This is a genomic window from Eubacterium sp. BIOML-A2 (assembly GCF_009680135.1).
Classification (GTDB): domain Bacteria; phylum Bacillota; class Clostridia; order Lachnospirales; family Lachnospiraceae; genus Faecalicatena; species Faecalicatena contortus_B.
In genome coordinates, this window is sequence record NZ_WKZK01000081.1 from 1 (window position 1) to 20,685 (window position 20,685).

Annotated in this window: 14 protein-coding genes and 1 pseudogene; 1 reads left to right on the forward strand and 14 read right to left on the reverse strand. The window is 55.7% G+C overall.

Annotated elements, in window-relative coordinates:
* Positions 1-127: 127 nt before the first annotated feature.
* Genes GKG43_RS21165 through GKG43_RS23470 form a run of 3 tightly spaced genes read right to left on the reverse strand, consistent with a single transcriptional unit; the run spans position 128 to position 7,759 of the window.
* Entirely contained in the window at positions 128-502 is a 375-nt protein-coding gene (locus tag GKG43_RS21165; protein ID WP_001129922.1) for a TnpV protein, read from the reverse strand.
* Positions 483-7,475, reverse strand: coding sequence for an SNF2-related protein (locus GKG43_RS21170; RefSeq protein ID WP_129879843.1), 6,993 nt, complete (start codon positions 7,473-7,475; stop codon positions 483-485). Before GKG43_RS21170 ends, GKG43_RS21165 begins: the two co-directional genes overlap by 20 nt.
* Positions 7,403-7,759, reverse strand: a complete 357-nt coding sequence (locus tag GKG43_RS23470) for a TnpV protein (RefSeq protein WP_243125889.1) — start codon at positions 7,757-7,759, stop codon at positions 7,403-7,405. The genes GKG43_RS21170 and GKG43_RS23470 overlap by 73 nt, the downstream gene beginning before the upstream one ends.
* Between GKG43_RS23470 and GKG43_RS23475 the strand changes: the two genes are divergently transcribed.
* Positions 7,758-8,468 carry a hypothetical protein gene (locus GKG43_RS23475; RefSeq protein WP_129879845.1) on the forward strand — a complete coding sequence of 237 codons (711 nt, stop codon included), beginning with the start codon at positions 7,758-7,760 and terminating at the stop codon, positions 8,466-8,468. The genes GKG43_RS23470 and GKG43_RS23475 overlap by 2 nt on opposite strands.
* A gap of 146 nt (positions 8,469-8,614) precedes the next feature.
* Here GKG43_RS23475 and GKG43_RS21185 read toward each other — a convergent pair whose 3' ends face one another.
* The 11 genes and pseudogenes from GKG43_RS21185 to GKG43_RS23790 form a co-directional block, all read right to left on the reverse strand.
* Positions 8,615-8,836, reverse strand: coding sequence for a transposon-transfer assisting family protein (locus tag GKG43_RS21185; RefSeq protein ID WP_129879867.1), 222 nt, complete (start codon positions 8,834-8,836; stop codon positions 8,615-8,617).
* Positions 8,836-11,019 carry an LPD28 domain-containing protein gene (locus GKG43_RS21190; RefSeq protein WP_129879847.1) on the reverse strand — a complete coding sequence of 728 codons (2,184 nt, stop codon included), beginning with the start codon at positions 11,017-11,019 and terminating at the stop codon, positions 8,836-8,838. Before GKG43_RS21190 ends, GKG43_RS21185 begins: the two co-directional genes overlap by 1 nt.
* A gap of 31 nt (positions 11,020-11,050) precedes the next feature.
* Complete coding sequence (locus tag GKG43_RS21195) at positions 11,051-11,545, reverse strand: hypothetical protein (RefSeq protein ID WP_129879849.1); 495 nt, start codon at positions 11,543-11,545, stop codon at positions 11,051-11,053.
* A gap of 70 nt (positions 11,546-11,615) precedes the next feature.
* Positions 11,616-13,664, reverse strand: a complete 2,049-nt coding sequence (locus tag GKG43_RS21200) for a type IA DNA topoisomerase (RefSeq protein WP_129879851.1) — start codon at positions 13,662-13,664, stop codon at positions 11,616-11,618.
* A gap of 6 nt (positions 13,665-13,670) precedes the next feature.
* Positions 13,671-14,786 carry a CD1107 family mobile element protein gene (locus tag GKG43_RS21205; protein ID WP_173020135.1) on the reverse strand — a complete coding sequence of 372 codons (1,116 nt, stop codon included), beginning with the start codon at positions 14,784-14,786 and terminating at the stop codon, positions 13,671-13,673.
* Positions 14,776-15,030, reverse strand: coding sequence for a DUF4315 family protein (locus tag GKG43_RS21210; RefSeq protein ID WP_129879855.1), 255 nt, complete (start codon positions 15,028-15,030; stop codon positions 14,776-14,778). The genes GKG43_RS21205 and GKG43_RS21210 overlap by 11 nt, the downstream gene beginning before the upstream one ends.
* 21 nt (positions 15,031-15,051) lie before the next feature.
* Positions 15,052-16,800, reverse strand: coding sequence for a C40 family peptidase (locus tag GKG43_RS21215; RefSeq protein ID WP_129879857.1), 1,749 nt, complete (start codon positions 16,798-16,800; stop codon positions 15,052-15,054).
* Between the two features lie 11 nt (positions 16,801-16,811).
* Positions 16,812-19,211, reverse strand: a complete 2,400-nt coding sequence (locus GKG43_RS21220) for a VirB4-like conjugal transfer ATPase, CD1110 family (RefSeq protein ID WP_129879859.1) — start codon at positions 19,209-19,211, stop codon at positions 16,812-16,814.
* Positions 19,120-19,563 (reverse strand): PrgI family protein, encoded by a 444-nt coding sequence (locus tag GKG43_RS21225; RefSeq protein ID WP_129879861.1) that lies wholly within the window; start codon positions 19,561-19,563, stop codon positions 19,120-19,122. The genes GKG43_RS21220 and GKG43_RS21225 overlap by 92 nt, the downstream gene beginning before the upstream one ends.
* A gap of 15 nt (positions 19,564-19,578) precedes the next feature.
* On the reverse strand, positions 19,579-20,448 hold the full coding sequence (locus tag GKG43_RS21230) for a VirB6/TrbL-like conjugal transfer protein, CD1112 family (RefSeq protein WP_129879863.1): 870 nt from the start codon (positions 20,446-20,448) through the stop codon (positions 19,579-19,581).
* Between the two features lie 70 nt (positions 20,449-20,518).
* Positions 20,519-20,614, reverse strand: a pseudogene (locus GKG43_RS23790) (Maff2 family protein); the annotation flags it as partial.
* Positions 20,615-20,685 lie beyond the last annotated feature (71 nt).

Genomic DNA, 20,685 nt, shown 5'->3' on the forward strand with positions numbered 1-20,685 from the left:
TTGGTTGCAAGCCATAAATACTTTATCACAAAGTGGTGTCCTCTTTTCATTTAATCCGAATAAAATTTTACGCTAGCAACTAAAGCAGAAAAAGCGGCAGGATTTCCCCCTGCCACTAATCATCTGTTTATGCAAAAATAATTTCCTTTTCCACAATCTCCCTCGCACAAGCCCTTATGTTATTGAGGCATCCTGTCCATTCTAAGGCGTTTTCTGCCTTTAGCTGTTCCGTTATGCCCTGTGCCTGTTTCATACCCTCTATGAGCCTTTCAAAGCGTTCCTGTGCCTGTCTGTTGATGTCGGCAAGGTAGGCGTTTAGCCTGCCGCTTGTAAGAAGATTGGTGTATGTAACTTTACGGTACTGTTTTAGATAATCTAAATGCCGTTGCCCCCAGATGCCTATTGCCTGTTCTTCTTCGGCGGGTACAGTTAAGCACGGTATCAAATAATCCCCTTGCCTTTCGTATTTGCCGCCCAGTTCCTCAAATAATGATTTTGCCATTGTCTGTTACCTCCACATTCTTTTTTATTTTGAATGTCCGCAAAATCCGTCCTACATCTCCGGGACGCCACGGGCAGTCGAGGTCATGGAGTGCCACAAGCCTGTCCTGGACGTTCATGCCGGCTCCCATTTTGAAGGTGGAGCCCATGAGCACACGCACCTGACCGCTCCGTACCTTGGCGAACAGCTCTTTCTTCCGCGCTTCGGTGTTCGCTTCGTGGATAAACGCGATTTCCTCTCTCGGAATACCGCGAGCGACCAGCTTTTCCCGAATATCGTCATAGACGGTGAAGCCGGGCTCATCGGGATTCTCGCTGTCGATGAGACGCTCCAAAGCGTTTATCTCAGGGCTGTCCAGATTGCCGCCTGCTGTCTTGGCGGCTCTCTGCGCGGGGGCGGTTTTGGGCGTCGAAAGGTCGCAGAACACGAGCTGGGTCAGCTTGTCCGCTTTCCCGTCCTCATAGATCTGCACGATGTTATTCACGCACATATTGACCTTGCTGTTCGGATCGTCCGGCAGGTCGGGATTAATAATGCGCTGGTCAAGCCCCAGCTTGCGCCCGTCCGACGTTATCTTCAGCATATTGTCGGTGCTTGGGTCTACAAGCTGTGCGTGTACCCTGGCGGCGCGTTCCGAGAGCTCCTGCACCATTTCCTTTTGGATTTCTGTGGGCTGCGCCACCTCATTGTGATAGATGGGCGTAGGCGTCGGGAGATTGAGCTGATCGGAGGTCTTTATATCCGCCACCTCTTTGAACAGGGTCATCAGCTCCGGAAGATTGAAGAACTTGGCGAAGCGCGTCCGTGCGCGATAGCCGGTGCCCTCCGGCGCAAGCTCGATGGCTGTCTGCGTCTCTCCGAAGGTCGAAGCCCAACAGTCGAAGTGGGCAAGACCTTTTCTGCGGATATCATCATGCTGAAGGTATCTCATCATGGTGTAGAGCTCCGTCATGCTGTTGCTGACGGGTGTGCCGGTAGCGAAGACCACGCCCTTGCTGTCGGTGATCTCGTCGATATACCGGCATTTGAGCAGCATATCCGAGGATTTCTGCGCATCGGTAGTGGAAAGTCCCGCCACGTTCCGCATCTTGGTATAGAGGAAAAGGTTTTTGTAATGGTGCGCCTCGTCCACATACAGGCGGTCTACGCCGAGCTGTTCAAAGGTAACGACGTCATCCTTGCGGGAGCTGTCCTGAAGCTTTTTGAGCTTCGTTTCCAGCCCGCGCTTCGTGCGCTCCAAAGACTTGATCGTGAACCGCTCGGCCCGCTGCTCCTTCAGCTCGCGCAGACCTTCCTCCACCTCATTGATTTGTTCTTCCAGAAGCCGCTGCTGCCGCTCCATGGATACGGGTATCTTTTCAAACTGGCTGTGTCCGATGATTACGGCGTCGTATTCGCCCGTGGCGATGCGGGCGCAGAACTTCTTGCGGTTCTTCGGCTCAAAGTCCTTTTTCGTAGCGACGAGGATATTTGCCGAGGGATACAGCCGCAAAAACTCGCTCGACCACTGTTCCGTCAGGTGGTTCGGGACGACAAAGAGGGATTTATGACAGAGACCGAGACGCTTGGATTCCATGGCGGCGGCGACCATTTCAAAGGTCTTGCCCGCGCCCACTTCGTGTGCAAGGAGCGTGTTGCCGCCGTAAAGCACATGAGCGACGGCGTTTAGCTGATGCTCCCGCAGCCGGATTTCTGGGTTCATGCCGGTAAAGGTGATATGGCTCCCGTCATACTCGCGGGGACGGGTGGAGTTGAACAGCTCGTTGTAGCGCGTGACCAGCGCGTGCCGCCTGTCCGGGTCTTTCCATATCCAGTCGCGGAAGGCGTCCTTGATGGCCTGCTGTTTCTGCTGTGCAAGCGTCGTTTCCTTGCTGTTGAGCACACGGCGTTCTTTGCCGTCCGCATCGTACTTGGTGTCATAGATACGCACATCCCGGAGGTTCAAGGTGTCTTCCAGAATCTTGTAGGCGTTTGCCCGTTCCGTGCCGTAGGTCATATACGCGGCGATATTGTTATAGCTGACCGCGCTCTTGTTCTTGATGTTCCATTCCGCCGTATAGGTGGAATAGTTCACGTCGATCATGTTCCGCTGGTAGAACGGGGTCTCAAAGGTCTCCCACATGAATTCCCGGATATATTCCGGGTCGATCCATGTTGCGCCGAGGCGTATCTCAATCTCCGAAGCGTCCAAATCCTTGGGCTGTGCAGCTTTCAGCGCCTCCACGTTGTCAGCATAATCGCCTTCCTGCATGTTCTGCGCCGACTGCGCGATACGCAGCTTTTCACGGACATTGCCCGAGAGGTATTCGTCCGCCGTTTCCCACTGCCTGTTTTCGGGATTGCGGAAGATCACGCCGCGAAGCTCTGAGGACAGGGATTCTTCATCCTTTCCGGTGAGCTGTGACATATATTCCATATCCACACCGGCTTTTTCGGAGATAGAGAGCGCCAGCGCCTCCGAAGCGGTATCCACGCTCGTCACGACCTCATGCGCCTTGATGGTGCGTTTGGTGAACATATCCGCCTTGCGCTTTAAGTTCTTGTCTTCGTCCAGCTCTTCCAGAGAGCAGAGCAGGTAATAGGAGCTGTCATCGGCAAAGGCGAGGGCGTTGGCGCGGGAGTTGATGAGCCCGTATTTTGCCGTGAAGCTGTCATAGAGCTCGTTCAGCTCCGCCTGCGTCTGCCGTATCGCATCATCCGAGATAAAGCCGTCCATCTGCTGACCGATCAGCTTCTGCACACAGTCCCGAAGCTCCACCATGCCCTTTGCGCGCTCCTTGGCGGTGGCGTTTAAGTCAGGCTTTGTCATAATGCTGTTCTGGCGGTAGTAAACCTCTCCGTCCACGATGGTGTAGGAGAAGTTTTTCACGTCCGGGTCTGCGGGGATGGAATCTGTAATTGCTTCGTCTTCGCCCAGATCAGGCAGCTCTGCCTCCGTATAGGTGCCTCGGATATTCCGTATGGCGTTGCTGAGCTGCTCTCCGAGGTCGAGACCTTCATACGGCTCTACGGTGAAATCCTGTTTTCCGTACTGCGTACTCTCCGAGGCCTGCCGCCCCATCACCATTTCGGGATGATCCACAAAGTAGCTGTTGATGGCGAAGCCGTCCGCATTCTCACCGAGGTGTACCCAATCGGGCTCTATCTCGATGGGCCGGTCACGCTTTTGCAGGAAGATGATGTCGCTGACGACCTCAGTTCCCGCGTTTGCCTTGAAAGCGTTGTTCGGAAGGCGGATCGCGCCGAGGAAGTCCGCTCTCTGGGCGATATATTTTCTTGCGGCGCTGTCCTTTGCGTCCATGGTATAGCGGGAGGTGACGAACGCCACCACGCCGCCCGGACGCACCTGATCGAGCGCTTTGGCAAAAAAGTAGTTATGAATGGAAAAACCGAGCTTGTCAAAAGCCCGGTCATTTACCTGATACTGTCCGAAGGGCACATTGCCGACAGCAAGATCGAAGAAGTCCTTTCTGTCTGTGGTTTCAAAGCCCGCAACGGTGATGTCGGCTTTGGGATAGAGCTTCTTTGCGATGCGCCCTGTCAGGCTGTCCAGCTCCACGCCGTAGAGCTTGCTTGAAGCCATGCTCTCCGGTAGCATACCGAAGAAGTTGCCGACGCCCATGGACGGCTCTAAGATATTGCCCGTCTGAAAGCCCATGTTCTCCACTGCGTCATAGATGGCACGAATGACCGTGGGGCTTGTGTAATGGGCGTTTAGAGTAGAGGCTCTTGCGGCGGCGTATTCTTCCGGGGAGAGCGTGGCATACAGCTCGGCAAACTCGTTTTTCCAGTTTTCCTTGGTCTCGTCGAAAGCGTCTGCAAGACCGCCCCAGCCCACATAGCGGGAAAGCACCTCCTGCTGTTCGGGCGTTGCCTGTCTGCCGTCAAATTCCAGCTCTTTCAGGAGATTGATCGCGTCCATATTCATGCGGAACTTGGCTTTTGCGCCACCAACTCCCAGATCGTCGTCCGTGATACGGAAGTTCTGCGCAGGCGGTTCCGGCTCGTCGATATGCAGCGTCTGAATGACCACATCATACGGAAGACGGGTTTCCTCTGCCGGATAGACAGCCTCGGTCTCGGTGTGATAGCCGGGAGCCGTTTCCGCTTCCTCCGTCGCAGACTCCTGCGCGGCTTTCTCCGGCTGGGGAAAGCGTTCCATGAGCCGTTCAAAGCTCTCCTTGCTCTCCGCACGGAAGATGGGATAGAAAAGCGTCGGGTCACGCAGGGAAATATCGAAGGTTCCGATGCGCTCGATGATGAACGGCTTGCCGTCCTCCAGATATACCGTATCGCCCACGGCATACGGGAAAGGCGTTTCTGGTGCAGCTTCCGCAGCCGGTTCATGGAAGCGGTACTGCTCAACCTCCTCGTCGGAAACATAGACCAGATCGCTGAAATCCAGACTTTCAAGCTCGTTTGCGATAAGCTCCTGCATAGAGCCGTACTGCCGGGTTTCCAGGTGCTCGTCATCCAGATACCGTTCCAGACGGTAATTCACAAGGTCGATATTCACCTGAACGGGAATCTCGTCGTCGGTGACGGTGGTATAGGCGATGCCGATCTTTGTGAGGTCGCTGAAATCCGCGTCGTCCCCGTACTCGCTTTGGCAGAAGTCATTTATGAGGCTTTTTGCCCGTTCAAGCGCCGGTTCCTGTTCCTCCTGTGCGATGCGCTCTGCGTCAGCCGTTACCTGCTGAATGAACGGGTCACGGTCAAGCGCTGCCGGATCGACAAGCTCTCCGTTCACGATGCCGCGCTGGGCAAGCGCCTCGCGGATGGCGATGGGATCGACGTCATCCAGATTGTCACGCTCCCGGTCGGTATAGAAATCGTCCGCTTCAATGAGCTGGGAGATTCGCCTCTGCACCTTTGCCCAGGTCAGCTCCACAATATCCGGGTTTCCTGCGCGGCTGATAAAGAGGTTCTTGCTTTCATCCCCGCCGTATTCACGGGAGAGCCATGCGGCGGTGTCCTTGTCGCGGGCGTGATCGCGCATATACCGGACGACCGCGTGCTTGCTCTTAATATCTCCGTTCCACGCACGGAGCGCGTCGTCTATATCGTCCTGAGAAAGCGGACGCAGAAACTCGTAGAGCCGTTCATAGGTGCCTTCAAAGGTTTCCTGATGAAGCCTCTCCCGAAACTCCGGCATATCCGAGAATGAGCGGATCAGCTCCATATCATTGGAATTAAGAACAGCGCGGCGCACGGCGGCATTGCACTCGATGGCGGCGTTTTCCCGGTCAGGATAACCGCAGGCGTTGCGGTAACGAGCATCCTGCTCGACAGCATCCTTCACGATGGGGAGGTACTTATTAAGCTGCGCCTGCACATTGAGAGCATCGGGTTCTTCCTCCGGTCTGTTTCCGGGGAAGGCGCGATAACCATCCGCGCCGAACTCCGCTTCATACGCATCGGTTGCCCGCTCCGCTTCATGGTCGATGGAGAGCATGGTATAGGCGCGGCGCTCCTGGCTGTTTTCGTCCATTGCGGAGATGGTCACATCGTATTTATCTCGCAGGTCTTCCACATACTGCTCCAGACGGTTTGAAGGGATGCCGCACATGGCTACACGCCCCGCATCCGGGATGTTCCGGGTAGTCAGATGCAGATCAAGCAGCTCTGCCGCCGCTCTCGCGTCCTCGTCGTACATCTCAAAGAAATCGCCCACCTGATACAGCACCATATCGTCGGGATGCGCTTCCTTTACGGCGTTGTACTCGTTCCAGCCCGCATTTCGCTCCGTATTCTGCCGCTGAAGCGCTTCGTACTGCGTCTTTTCCTCCGGAGTCAGAAAGCGGTCTTTTCGGATCAGCTCGGAGATGCGCTTGGCGACATTCGCCCAGTTCATCTGCACATCCGAGCAGTCCTGCTTTTTCAGGACGATGCCTTTTCCGCTGTGATCCTCACCGCTGTGCGTCGCACCGGATACCGCATGGGAGCTGCCGCCAATGCCGTATTCTTTCTTCAGGAAGTCCACCTGTTCCTTGGAGCTGTGCTTTTCTGTGAAATAGGCGTAGATACGCCCCTTTCCGCCGTCAATGCCGCTTCCACGGGTCAGCGAGGCAGAGATTTCATCTTCGGTGATAAATCTTCCGACAGATGGGATCTCCGCCATATCCGAATGGTATTCTCTGCGTTCCAGCGGAAGCTCGCTGAGCTGCGTCCAAATCTTCTGCTGATTATGGAAGCGGAAGCGCATGAGGCTTTTGTCCTGAGAATAGGCGGCGGAGAACGCGGTAAACTCATCCTTCAGCGTCTGGTAAAACGCTGCATCCTTCAAGGCTTCCGAAAGACGGGCGGTGGCGTCGGGGAACCCGCCATTTCGGTATTCGTCCAGGCAGGAGAGATAGCCCTGTTTACTGGCTTCCTCGCTGAGATCGCCGCGCAGATACCAAAGGGACTTCGCAAGCTCCATGCGCTCATGCCCCGGCGCTTCGGCAAGCTCCACATTGGTGGCATATTCGCCATGTTCCAGAAGCTGCCCGATACGCTCTGCGGCTTCCTGCCAGCTAACGACCTTTGCGTAGAACAGATAGCGGGAAGCGTCGCCAGTGGCGATGTGGATGCCGTCCTCGGCATACCACACGGAATACCGCCCGTTGTCGGTGACAATGCCGTTACCGCCGTGGAAGGTGTTTTTCAGGAACTCCGCCATCTCCTCGCTACTTTTGCCCTTTGAAAACTCGGTCGCAATCATCATGCGGGCATGGTCTGCGTTGCCCTCCATGCGGAGGATATGGTCAACATCCTCCTGCATGACAAACGTAGAAAAAGCGGAGGGCGTGTAGCTCTCCGCTTGAGTGATCCATGCGATTTGTTCATCCTCCGAGGGGAACAGGCTCATTTGGTATGCCTGCGGTGCTTGCGCCGGTTCGGGCTCCGGCGCGTCCGCTGTCAGTTGTACACCAGCTCGTTGAGGATCGTTTCCTCCGCCTGCGCTTTCAGGTTGTTCATCAGGCCCACCCATTTCATCTGATCCTGAGCTTTCAGTTCTTCCGTCACGCCGTTTTGCTTCATCAGCTCCGGCATAATCTGCTCCAGCCTCCGGTTCGCTGTCTCGTCGATCTCCCGCAGGTGCGGGAACAGCTTCTCCGACAGGCTCAGACGGCTGTACAGTCCCGGTCTGTGCTCCTGAAGGTAGCTCCTGCGCAGTCTCCCGTACTTGCCCAGCGGTCTCGCTTCCTCCGTCTCGGTCAGCGTCAGGTCGGGAATCAGATAATCCCCGTTCTTCGTGTAGGTCAGTTCTGTCATGGCTTTGGCTCCTTTCCGCGATTTTCTCGCGCTCATAATTTTTGATGGTGACTTCGATCTCACGCAGCACCTGTCCGCTGATCCTGCTTACCGCCGTACCCAGCTCAGCGGCAGCTTCCGGGGTGTTGAAGTCGAAGATATTCAGGAAATCCTCGTGTTCAAAGTGGTTCTCCGGGTCAAGGCCGCATCGGGACATGAGCGAATAGGTGATGCTGACGGTAGCGGCGCTGCGAAAAGCGACGCCTACGTTGAAATCATCATAGCCATAGAGAAAAGAATCGTCAACGATGGCGAGGATGTCACGCTGGTAGTCATTCCAATATTCATCCGCAAGCTGGGCGGCGATGTGTTCAAGCTGATCGGCAAGTCCGTCTGCACCGTCCACGTCGTAACGGTTTTCCAGCATGGCGGATACTGCGTCCTTGTGTTCCTCGCGCAACTCCCAGAGATACGGGCTTCTTCCGCGTTCGGTTCGTCCCGTGTCAGATACATCAAACACATAGCGCAGCCTCGGTCTTTCGCCGCTGTTGTCGATGAGGGCGATGCCCTTGGAGCCGCGCCGGACATATCTTCCCATCTTCTCGTTCCAGAAGTCATACTCCGCGCAGGCGGTGGCGTCCGGTCGCTGGGCGTGGATCATGACCTGCTCGGCATACGGGTACTTATACAGCCGTGCGGCGGTGGAAAGAAAGCTCGTCCAGCCCTGTAAGCTTCCGGTGATCTGCCGCTGCGCTTCGTCTGCCATCTGCATATACGATTGCAATTTGCTTGGCATGGGTTTCCTCCTTCATAAAAAATGCGCGCCCCAAATCTTTTTCAAGAAATGGGGCGCAGTTGATAAACGCGGCAGTAGCCTTATTCGTCCGGATCAAAGTCCGGAACAAGCTCCAGCTCCGCAAACTGTTCGTCCGTGATCGCTTCCAGCTTGCCGATGGCGCTGTTGGTCAGCTCCCGAAGCTCCGCTTCATCCGCGTCCAGATAGCCGCGCATCTCGGTGAGGGCGGCTATCAGCTCCTTTCGTGTGTCTCTCTGATAAATGCACATGAGATTCAGTTCATCGTTGGTAAAGTCCATCATCATATCTCCCTTTCCGCACTTTTTGAACGTGCTGTCTTTTTCGGTTCGCTGACCGGAGCCTGGAGCTTGGCCAGAACGGACGGTTTCTTTTCCGGCTTCGGCGCTTCCTTCTGTTCCTGCTGCTCGCGCCGTACCGCCTCCACATAGGAGAGAAGAGATACCGGCTTTCCGGACATGGCGTCCGCTTCGATCTCTGCGGAGGTCTGCTTCGGCCCGTTGTTCACGATGCCGTCGATCATGCCGTAATCATCTTCCACAGCCATTTCCGCGTTCTTGAGGTAGTTCTCCGGCTGGAGAAATCCCGGCAATTCCTTGAAGCCCCGCGAATCAACGTAGTGACAGGATACCACGCCGTCCTGACGCAGCGCCACGATGTCACTGACGGACAGACTGTGACCGCGGAAGTCCTCCGGGTGGTCGGTGTTGAAGGTCTGGTACAGACCGTTCAGCTTATCCTGCGTATCGCCGGGAATTTTCAGCTCTCCGGCGTAGACAGCCGTGTAATTGTCACGCTCGATGGCAAGCCCTTTCTGCTCCAGATACGCGGAGTCCATAAAGCGGAGCATGGCCGTATCCTCGCCGTCTCTGAGCTGGTAGATCGCATAGGCATCGGCGGGATTATTGAGGAACGCCGCCTCATAGTCCTGCGCGGGGGCAAAGCGGTCTTTGACCGTTTCCCACTCGGATGCTTCTATGCCGAAGATGCCGTCAAAGCTGCGGATTTCGTCCGCGTCAAACGCCATCGCCTCCGTGTTGTCCGTATGGAGCATATACACGGTAACATCGCGCTCCATAAGCTCCAGGGCTCTTTCCTTGGTCAAGGGCAGCATATTGGCGTCGGTATAGCCGTAGGCGTTCATGCTCTCCACGGAGATTGCCGGATCGGGCACATCCCCGTTGTCCGGGGCTTTCATGGGCTCCGATTCCTGTACGGCGATCTCCTGCACGGGTTCGGCGGCAAGGCTTTCCGCTTCCTTATCCAGTCCGCGCTCCTTCATGATTTCTGCGTAATTGCGGTCAATATCCGTTATGAGCGAGGATGCTGTCTTGTTGATAGTCTCCAGCGAAGCGCGAAGCTCGGTCAACTCCTTGTCCTTTGCCCAGGTCGCAAGATACCCGAAGCTGTTCTCGCCGGTCTCGATACCGTAATAGGCGCAGACGGCAAAGGAAATGCTTTCCGCCTGTATTTCCTCGGTGGCACGGGAGCGCTTTGCCGTTTCGGGGAACGCCGCATGATGAAACTCCTTGACCGTCTTTTCATCGCCCGTGAAGTTCAGGCCGTCCTCTCCGAGATGAAGGAAGCCCTGCTCCGTCAGATCAATGGGCTCTGCGGTAATGACAGACGCCGCATGGTTCACCGTGACGTGCTCCTCGATGGTCACGGGCATACCGGGGTCGTAGTCGGAGCCGCGCAGGTCGTAGCAGTACAGTCCCTCCGGCAGCTTGTCGCGGTCGATTCTCCCATTGGAGAACAGGGCGGGTTTATCGAACAGTTCGATACCCTGATATTTCTCTCCGATCTCGTCCTTGTTGTGGAGCTTGGAGTGGGCGATCTCATGGACGGCAGCGCAGACTGTCTGCACCTCGCTCATGCCCTCGCGGACAGCGATGCGCTGATCGTCCAAAGAAAAGTAGCCGTCCATATTCTCCGCCATCTTCTCAAAGACGATGGGAACCGGCGCGGAGCGCTTCAGCGCCTCCATGAACACCTCGTAGTTCTGCACATCTCCGGTGAGGTTCGCCGCAAGCTGCGGCAAGGGCTTTCCGGCTGTCTGCTTCACATCGAATACCACAACCGGCTTGTACATGGGGATTTGTATTGTTTTTTCCTCCATGACAGCGTTCCCGTTTTCGTCTTTTATGGGGAGCTTGGTATCCGGGTCGAGTTTTTCCTGCTCGATCTTCTTTTTGAAGGGCGTCGGCGCGATGATCTTGATGCCTCTTTCGCCCTTCATGACGTTTCTGCCGAACTGGTCGCGCCACTTGTTGAAGCCAGCCACATGGATGGCGTCGGGGCGCTGCATATAGATCAGCATCTGATTGTTGACGCTGTACTTGTGAAAGCGGCTCATGGTGGAGAGATACTGCTTGTACTTGTCGCTTTCAAACAGCTCTTTTATGCCGGTCTCTATGCTGTCGGTGATGTCTTTCAATCGTTCCTTGTTTGTTTGCTTTTCGGGCATAACGTGCTCCTTTCTCCGGTCTATGGGTCATTCAAAGCTTCTGCGTGATCCTCTTGAATTTCATCGAGCTGTTTTCGATATAGTGATCTATCAGACTGCTTTCCGCCCTCGTTTCCGCATAGGCGGTAACGGTGATCGTTTTTCGGTTCCAGTCGCGGGAATAGCTGTCATGGCAGACGTTGGTGATATGGTGCCCGGCGAGGAAATCCCGAAACGCCTGCATAGCCTCTCTGTCATCGCACATGATGACGTTTACAAATATGCGGTCTCTGGACAGCTTCTGTCCCGTCAGACAGGCCAGCGCACAGCCTACGCCGCCCGCAACGGCAACCGCAGCGATAGCCCATACGCTGTCCGAGGTCACGATACGCTTTGTGATCCAGAAATAGATGAAATCGGAGACTACAACGGCGGCTGCCGCGAATAACCACCGATTCCGCTGAATGAAAATCGTTTTTGCCGTGCTGATCGCGTTGTCCAGCACCTTCATGACGAACAGGATTCCGAGTGTAATGACTGTGCTCATATCTTGTGTCCTCCTTATGAAAGGAAGCTGCGAAGATTATGCTCCGCAGCTTCCGGTACATCTTTTTATCTTACTTGCCGAACTCAAGCCGATAGCTGCTTTTCGTGCCGTCGTCCTCCAATACGATGAACGCATCGTAGGTCTTGCCGGTTTTCTCCGAGTAGATACCGCTGGCGTAGGTGCGTCCGTCCGCAAGAAGCGAGGACGCCATCTTCTTTGTCAGGCTGATCTTCTTGGCGGTGAGGAAGCGGTTATCCCTCCACAGCCCGAACTTGCAGCTTCTTCTTTCGCAGAAATAGCCGTTCTTGCTCTCCGTGACATCCGCGCCGCAGCGGGGGCATTTCCCGACCACGGGTCTGCCCGAAGGAAAAAGCGTTTCCGCACCCTCCACGGGCACACACTCTCTCACAAGGGAAGATACCAGCTCTCCGATACCGGCAAGAAACGCATCCGCGTCCGTTTCGCCGCGTTCGATCTCTTTCAGCCGGTGTTCCCATTCAGCGGTGAGCAGCGGAGACTGGAGCTGTTCGGGAAGTACGGTGATAAGGGACACGCCTGCGGCGGAGGGGATCAGATGCACAGCCTTCTTTGCGCTCTTTCGTTCCGCAAAGCCTGCGGAAATGAGCTTTTCAATGATTCCCGCGCGGGTGGCGGGTGTGCCGATGCCCTTTCGTTCCGCATCCTCCGGCATATCCTCTTTGCCCGCCGTCTCCATAGCTGACAGGAGCAGGTCTTCCGTGAAATGCTTGGGCGGCGTAGTCTTGCCCGCCTTTACCTCACAGGAGGATACGGGAATAACCTGCCCTTCGGAGAGCGCCGGAATGGTTTTATCCTGCTTTTCCTTTTCGGCAAAGACCCTCCAGCCCAGGCGGACAAGAGCTTTGCCCTTGGCGGTGAACTCGTTCCCATTGCAGTCCATCTTTGCAACGGTTTCCTTGTAGATGAACGATTCGCTGACTGCCATAAGCACCTGGCGGGAGAGCAGGAGCAGGATTTCACGCTCGCCTGCGGGGAGCGCGCCAAGATCTGCCTCGCCTCCTGCCACGGTAGGGACAATGGCGTGGTGGTCGCTGACCTTTTTGCTGTTGCAGACCTGAGCAGAAATGACCGCAGACGGCGGCTCCGTGCCACAGATACCAGCAGCTAAGAGGACAAGGGAGTTCACGCTGTCCTCCATATCGTCGGTCAGAAAGCGGCTGTCGGTACGGGGATAGGTGCAGAGTTTCTTTTCATAGAGGCTCTGGAGATAATCCAGCGTCTGCTGCGCGGTATAGCCCAGCAGACGGTTCGCATCCCTCTGAAGGGTGGTCAGGTCGTAGAGCGCAGGGGCTTTCTCCGTCTTTTCCGTCTCCGTAACAGACGTTACCGCCGCGCTCTGTCTCTTGCAGCTTTCCGCAAGCTTCTGCGCCTCCGATTTGTCCTTCATACGCTCTCCGGCAGCGGAAAAGTCCCCGAAGCCTAGCTGGACGGTGTAGAACGCCTCCGGCTGAAATGCACTGATTTCCGCCTCGCGCCGTACAAGCAGCGCCAGCGTGGGGGATACCACACGCCCCACGTTCAGGGTGCGGTGATACATCACGGAGAACAGGCGGGTCGCGTTGATGCCTACCAGCCAGTCCGCCTTACTGCGGCAGAGCGCGGAGGCGTAAAGACTGTCGTATTCGGAGCCGTCCTTCAGGTTTTCAAAGCCGGACAGGATCGCCGCGTCCTCCATGGAGGAAATCCAGAGCCGCTTCATGGGCTTGCGGCACTTGTTCAGACAGTAGACCGTGCGGAAGATCAGCTCGCCCTCGCGTCCCGCGTCGCAGGCGTTGATGACCTCGGAAACGTCGTCCCTGTTCATAAGGGCGCGCAGAAGGTCAAGCTGTTTCTTTTTGTCCCGCGCCACGGTGTACTGCCACGCTTCGGGCAGGATGGGCAAATCCTCCCGCCTCCATTTGCCGTACTTTTCATCGTAGGCGTCCGCGTCGGCAAGCTCCGCAAGATGCCCAAAGCACCAGGACACGATGAAGCCGTTTCCGAAAAGATAACCGTCCTCGCGCTTTTTTGCGTCAAGGACGGCTGCAATGCTCTTTGCCACAGAGGGCTTTTCGCATACCACAAGTCTGTAATTCGTCATATTCTGTTACTCCTTTTCGTCATGAATCTCAGAGTCCGCCGCCGCGCTGTCGTCCTCATCCTCGGTCTCGAACTCGTAGTCCGCGTCCTCATCGTCGTCCTCGCCGTAGTCGTAATCATCCAGATCATCGCTGCCCCTGGTATTGGCCTTGGGCTTGCGGAGCTTGAACCAGTAGAGCGCACCGCCGCCAAGCAGGAGCAGGAGAACCACCACAATGATCCCGGAACCGCCGGACTTCTTTTCGGGTTTGTCCTCCGCAGGCTCGGCGTCGGGATCGGGCTCCTTTTCCGTGACCTTTTCCTTGCCGCCGCACTCCGTCATATTGGTACGACAGACCGAGCAGTTTGCATTGATGGCTCCAACCTCGCATTTATCCGTGCAGATGCAGGTCGGTACAATCGCGTCGCCGTCCTCGGTGAGCGCCATCAGGTCGGCTTCATCCACCTGGTTAAGGAAATGGACGTTTTCATTGCCGTCATTGTCGCGGTCAATAATGAGATAGAAGGTGTTTCCCGCCTTGCTTTCCACGGTGATGAACTGCTTGCCCGCGCCTTTTACGGAGCCAATATCATCTACCAGCGTCAGATTGCCGTCCGGGGTCAGCGGCGGGGAGGCTGTTCCTTCGGCGGCATAGTATTGCAGCAGGATTTTCAGCAGTCCGTCCATATCGTCCGTACTGTTCGTCTCAGCGGCGAGAACTTCAAGGTATTTCCCGCAGACATAACCTCTTTTCTCCGGGGCAATGACCTCATACCAGCCGTTCGTCTCACCGATCACCTCGACCTCTGTACCGTTCAAAAGATGCCCGATGATGCTGTAATCGGTGCCGGGGCCGGTGCGCAGATGGAGATAGGAACTGACGTTGACCACCTTGCCGCTTCTTTCCGGCTCGTCTGCAAGCGTCCAGCTCTGATCCCCGATGGTAACGGTGCGGCTTCCGTCATCGTTTTCCACCACATTTACAGTCACGGTCTGCGTATTGTCAGCCGTATTCTCAACGTGGGATTCATCCGTCTGCGTGTCCGTGTAATCGCCGCCTCCGGCAAAGGCCGGGACGGTAAATGCCGTCATGCAGAGCACGACGATGATCGTCAAAACCATAAAACGCAGTTTATTCCTCATCTTCAATTTCCTCCGTTCTTCTGTATTCATCGGGAAGCGACGCCGTTGGCTTTTTGTCCAGCATCGCCATCAGCTTGGCGAGCTGTTCAATGGTTAGGCCGTTTTCACGGACGATCCCAATAATATCCGTGTTTTCCAGCTTCAAAATCTGTTCGTCCAGCGCCTTGAGCCTTGCGCTCATGGCAGCGAGCTTTTCTGACACTTTCTCGCGCTCCAGACGAAGCTTTTCAAGTCTCGGGTTCATAATATCCTCCTTCTTGCGTGATTAAGGCAGTCTGCCGAACTGGAGGAAATGGCTTCTCCAGTAGCTTGTGTCGATTGATGTGTACTGAATGGGGTCGCCGCAGTGCAACATTACATTGTTGCCCACATAGATGCCCACATGGGACGCGCCGCTGGTATTGTAGGTCTTCTCAAAAAAGATCAGATCGCCGGGCTTTGCGTTTGCCGGGGAGACGTAGGCGCTCATGCTTCTGAGCCCCTCCGCGCCGAGCCTTCCGAAATCCCAATGCAGCCCGCAGTTGTTGTAGACATACGAAACAAAACCGGAGCAGTCAAAGGACGTAGCCGGAGAGCTGCCGCCCCACACATAGGGGAAGCCGAGATACTTTTCCGCCTCCGCGATAACGGCGGCGAACTGTTCATCCGCCAGCGCTTCCGGGGGTATCTCGTACTTTTCGTACTCGGTGTGGTAATAGCGGTTCACATACGCGGAATCCCCAAACAGGTCGGGACGGTTGCCGAGGGTGCTCATATACACGGCGTACATGGAGAGCTGATCGTGAGACATGATGTGTATCGGCACATGGGAGAGGTTGAAGTTCTCCAGCTCCACATGGCAGATATAGTAGGTGTAGGGAACCTCCACATCGTATTCGTATTCCTCTGAATAGCTCTCGCCAGTCTCCGGGTCCGTGACGTACCGTGTGCCCGTCCGTGTCTCGGTGCGGTATCTTGTCTCCGTCGTGACGCGCTCGGTGAGGATATACTGCTTTTCAAAGAGCATTTCCAGAATGCCGCCCACCTCGTCTATCTTCCATTCGCCGCCTTTGAGAGCGGTTATCATGGAGATCAGCACATAGGGGTCATGCTCGATTTCGTCCAGGTCGAAATGGTACTCGTCATAGTCGTGGGTGCTTTCGTAGGTATCAAGATAGCTTTGCAGCTCCGCCTCCATGCCGCAGTAGGCGGCTTCCGCATCCAGCATATCCGCATCCTCCAAGGGATAGGTGGAGGATACGATGCCGGAGGTCGCGCCCTGAAAGAGCGTGGAGCAGGAAGATATGCCGGTCATAAGGAGCAGGATCACGGCGGCAATGCCGCCCACAATGAGAAAGCCCTTTTTATGCCGCACGATAAAGGAGCCTGCCTTTTTCGTGTCCTCGGCGGCGCGTCTTGCGGCTTTCGCCGTAGCCTCGGACGCTTTCGCGGTATTCTTCGCGCCGTTTCCGGCTTTCGCGGCGGCGTATTCCTTCTTGATCGCCCGTTTCTGCTGCCATTTGGAATACGGGTTGGTAGGCTTCCCGTATTCCTGTTCGTACTGCCTGTTCAGTGCTCGGAGGTTTGCTCTATCCGCTGCCGCCTCCGCTTTTTCCGCTCTGCGGTAGGGCTTCTCCGCATGAGAGCGATGCGCCGTTTCTATGGCGCGGTAGCCGCCCTCTGCGGTTTGGGACAGCGTGTTCGCCGCCTCTGTACCGGCGTTTCCGTCGTTATCCTCTCTGAGCTTCCGGTGAACCGCGCCCCGGACGGTATCCAGCGGCGCTTTTTCCGCCAGATGGGACAGCTTGGAGGGCGGGCGCTTCTTATCCACCTCCTCAAAGAAAAGGCGCGTCGTGACTTTGACTGTTTCGGCGTCCACAACGCGCTCTTTCACCTTTACGGTCTTTTTCGGGATTTTGGCTTCCGCCTTTTCCAGCTTATCCGCTGCCTTGTCCGCCTTGCGGATGACCTTTTCAAGCGCAGGCGCGGCGCGTTCTTCTTCGGTGAATTGCAGCCTTGGGGTTCGCTTTGCCATAGGCAGTCACCTCAATTCCCGGCAGTCTGTTCAGACAGCTTCGTGGTAATGACCTTGTACAGCTCCATATCCTTCGGGAAGCGATCAACAAAGGGCAGGATCACACTGCCATAGAACAGCAGTCCTTCGCCTTCGCCGGATTGCGTCACATAGGAGAGCTGATGGGGCGAAATATTGAGCTGTTTGGCAAGAATCTGCCTGTCGCCGGACGCCTGGTTGAGCATATACACATAGTCGGAGTTTTCAAAGATGTTCTCCACCTCGCGGGAGGAAAGCAGGTCTTTGACGTTCTGGGTGATCCCTGTCGGGATTCCGCCCCATTTGCGGAAGCGCTTCCAAATCTCCACGGTATATGCGGCGGTCTGTTCCTCCTTGAGAAGCAGGTGCATCTCGTCGATATAGTAGCGGGTGGACTTGCGCTGTTCGCGGTTGATCGTTACGCGGTTCCATACCGCGTCCTGCACCACCAGCATTCCGATCTTCTTGAGCTGCTTTCCGAGCTCCTTGATATCGAAGCTGACCACGCGGTTTTCGATATTCACGTTGCTGCGGTGGTTAAACACGTTGAGGGAGCCGGTGACATAGATTTCCAGCGCCGTTGCGATATACTGCGCCTCCTTTTCGTCCTGCCTGCGAAGCTCGTTGTACAAGTCCTCCAGAATCGGCATCTTCTCCGGCACGGGGTCATTGAGATACTCCCGGTAAACGGTGCGCACACAACGGTCGATGATGGTCTTTTCCACCGGCTGCAAGCCGTCCTTGCCGCCCACGATCAGCTCGCACAGGGACAGGATGAAGTCCGATTTCAGAGAAAGCGGGTTTTCATCGTCGCTGTAATTGAGGTTCAAATCCATGGGGTTCAGATAATCGGTCGAGGTAGGCGAGATTTTGACCACCTGACCGTGCAGGTGCTCCACCAGCGGCCCGTACTCCGCTTCGGGGTCGCAGATGATAATATCGTCCGTGGTGACGAGGAACACGTTTGCGATCTCGCGCTTTGCGGAGAAGGACTTGCCGGAGCCGGGCGTACCCAGGATCAGACCGTTGGGGTTTTTCAGGAGCTTGCGGTCAACCATGATGAGATTATTGGAGAGCGCGTTGAGCCCGCAGTACAGGGCTTCCTTGCCGTCCTGGAAAAGCTCCTGCGTCGTGAACGGCACGAAGATGGCGACGCTGGACGTGGTAAGCCCGCGCCTGATCTCGATCTGGTTATATCCCAGCGGGAGCGCGGACATGAAGCCCTCCTCCTGCTGAAAATCCAGCTTGGTGAGCTGACAGTTGTACTTCTGCGCGATGGAGCTTGCCTGAAAGACGTTGTTGCTAAGCCGCTGCTTGTTGTCCGCCACGTTCACCACAAGGAAGGTCAGAAGGAACATGCGCTCGTTGCGGCTTTGCAGCTCCTGCAAGAGCTTCTTCGCCTCGGTTCCGAAGGTAGCAAGGTCGGACGGGATAATATCCATATCGTAGCCTGCGCGGACAGCCTTTTTCTGCTCGTCCATCTTCATGCGGTCAAGGTCGGTGATCTTGCGCTTGATAGTCTTGATGGCTTTCACCTGATCCACGGACTGGATGTGCATACTCACAATGAGCGAGCTTTCCATATCCAGAAAGTCCGCCAGCATACGGTCGTTGAGCTCCGGCGCGAGGATTTGCAGAAAGGACACGCAGCCGAGCTTGCTGCCGACGCCGAAGCTGTTTCCGGTCTTGAACTCAAAGGAGCTCGGCGCGATGAAGTCCTTGACCGAAAGCCCGGAGGGGGCAAGCCAGTCCCAGGAAAAGCGGAAGGGCTGCGGCTCGTCCATGTGGAGCATATCGTGCATGAGCTTTAAGCGTTCCATGCCGTTCATGGGCTGTGCCGATACGCCGAGCTTTTTGAAGTTATTGAGAATATCCGTCTCGATGCGCTCCAGCCTCGGCTTTGCCGCCTTGAAGTTGTCCGCCTCGATGCCGAAGGTCAGGTACTTCGTCTTGATAAGACCGTTGTTGCCCTTGGCAAGCTGGGCTTGCAGCATATCCGTATATTCGGAGCGGAGCTTATCGAAGCTGTCGCCCTGCAAGGGAATGGCGATGCGCTCGGCATAGGTATCCCTTGTGGCGGACATATTGATGAACGAAAGCTGGAAGCTGATGGAGCTGTCGAAGTAGTTGAGGAAATCGCACCAGCCGTCAAAGATCGCGGTCTTGTCCTCGTTCTGATTGAGCTGGTAGTTGATGTCCTGAAACTGAACGGTCTTGGTGTAGTAGCTGTCCGTCACACGGCAGACCCCGTCCGGGTACATGCGCTGGAATGGGATGCTGTCCTGTGCGGACTTTTTCTTCTTATCCTGATTTTTTGCCCGTGCAATCGCCGCTGCGATCTCCTTTCGCTCGGCTCTTGTGAGCTTTCTTGCGGGTGCTTTGTTTGTGGACAATGGCGTATACCTCCTTATCCAGATTTTCCTGCCGTTTCAGCAGGTCATAAAAGTTGTTCGTCATATACGGTCGCTGCTTCGGCCGCAGGAAACAGACCTTCAGGATATTCCCGACGATCTTCTCAAGGGGCTGACCGTTTTTCTCATACATGGCCAGCAGGAAGAACGGGAGCATGACGAGGATCATGCAGATCGCCGCCGCGCTGGAACCGGCGCTGCCCTTGAGCAAAAAGAAAAGCGGTACGCCCACAAGCGCGCCGCCTCCGAAACACAGCAGTTGTCTTTTTGTCAGGTTGAACATGACCTTGGTTTTCACCGCGTTCAAGTCCTTGGGTACGGGAACGTATGCCAAACTTCATCACCTCCGTCAGTGGGCATTGAACAGGCTCTTTGCAAGACTGCCCGTTTTGAACAGCGTGAAGCACAGCAGCACCGTATATCCCATACAAGTCCAGATCGCCGCCGTCATATCTGGCTCCGCCACAATGTTCTGAACCAGCACCGCATAGATCGCCACGCAGACGATGATGAGAAAGCCCTGAAAACCGAGGGCGAACAGGCTGCGCAGGTAGTTCTGACCCGTCTGTCCCCATTCGCGGTTTACCATGGTCGCCATGGGGATCGGCGCTATGGAGGTCACGCAGTATATCTCAATCATCCTGCCGTAGCAGATGAGGAAGATGCAGATACCCATGACCCACATGCCGAGGCTCACGATAAAGGATTGCAGCCACAGTCCCAGAAGCGGCCAGGGCTCCATTTCCATGAGCCTTGCTTCAAAGCTTGCGATGTTGTCCGAGAGCGCCAGCGACGTGTCGGATATGATGATGCCTGACGCGCTGTTTACCACGCTCTGGGCGACTTCAAATACGCCCATCACGATGTTCCATGTGTTTGTTACGATGAGCACGGCGCAGGCAGTCTTGAATATCCATTTGAAGAACATCCATGTGTCCACGTCGTGCAGATTGTTCTTTTCCGTTATGAGCTGAATGAGCTCCAGCGTCATGACAAAGGCGAGGATAACGCCGGCAATCGGCAGGATCACGTTGTCCGAGAGCGTTCGGATCATGTTGTAGATGCCGCTGTTCCAGCCTTGAGGAGTAGCGCCCACCTGTCCGGCGATCTCCGCCACTCTGCCGTTCACATAGTTGAACATGCCGTTGACATTATCCATGATGCCGCTGACGAGCATTTCCTTCAGCCATTCCGTGAATTTTTCCCATATCAAATCCAATGGGCTTTACCCTCCTTTCCCGCAGCACCCGCCCCGAAGGGCGGATGCCGCGCAGGATTTTTGTGTGGAATTAGCCGAACAGTCCGGTGAGCAGGGGAACGAGGGTGATGCCGATGAGCGCCACGCCACCGCCTGCCATGAGCTGCTTCATGCCCTGGGACTTTGCTTATGTGTGATAAAGAAGCAATAGAAGTGCAAAAAATTTTGCCGTTCCTATCCGACACTTGGCCATTGTGT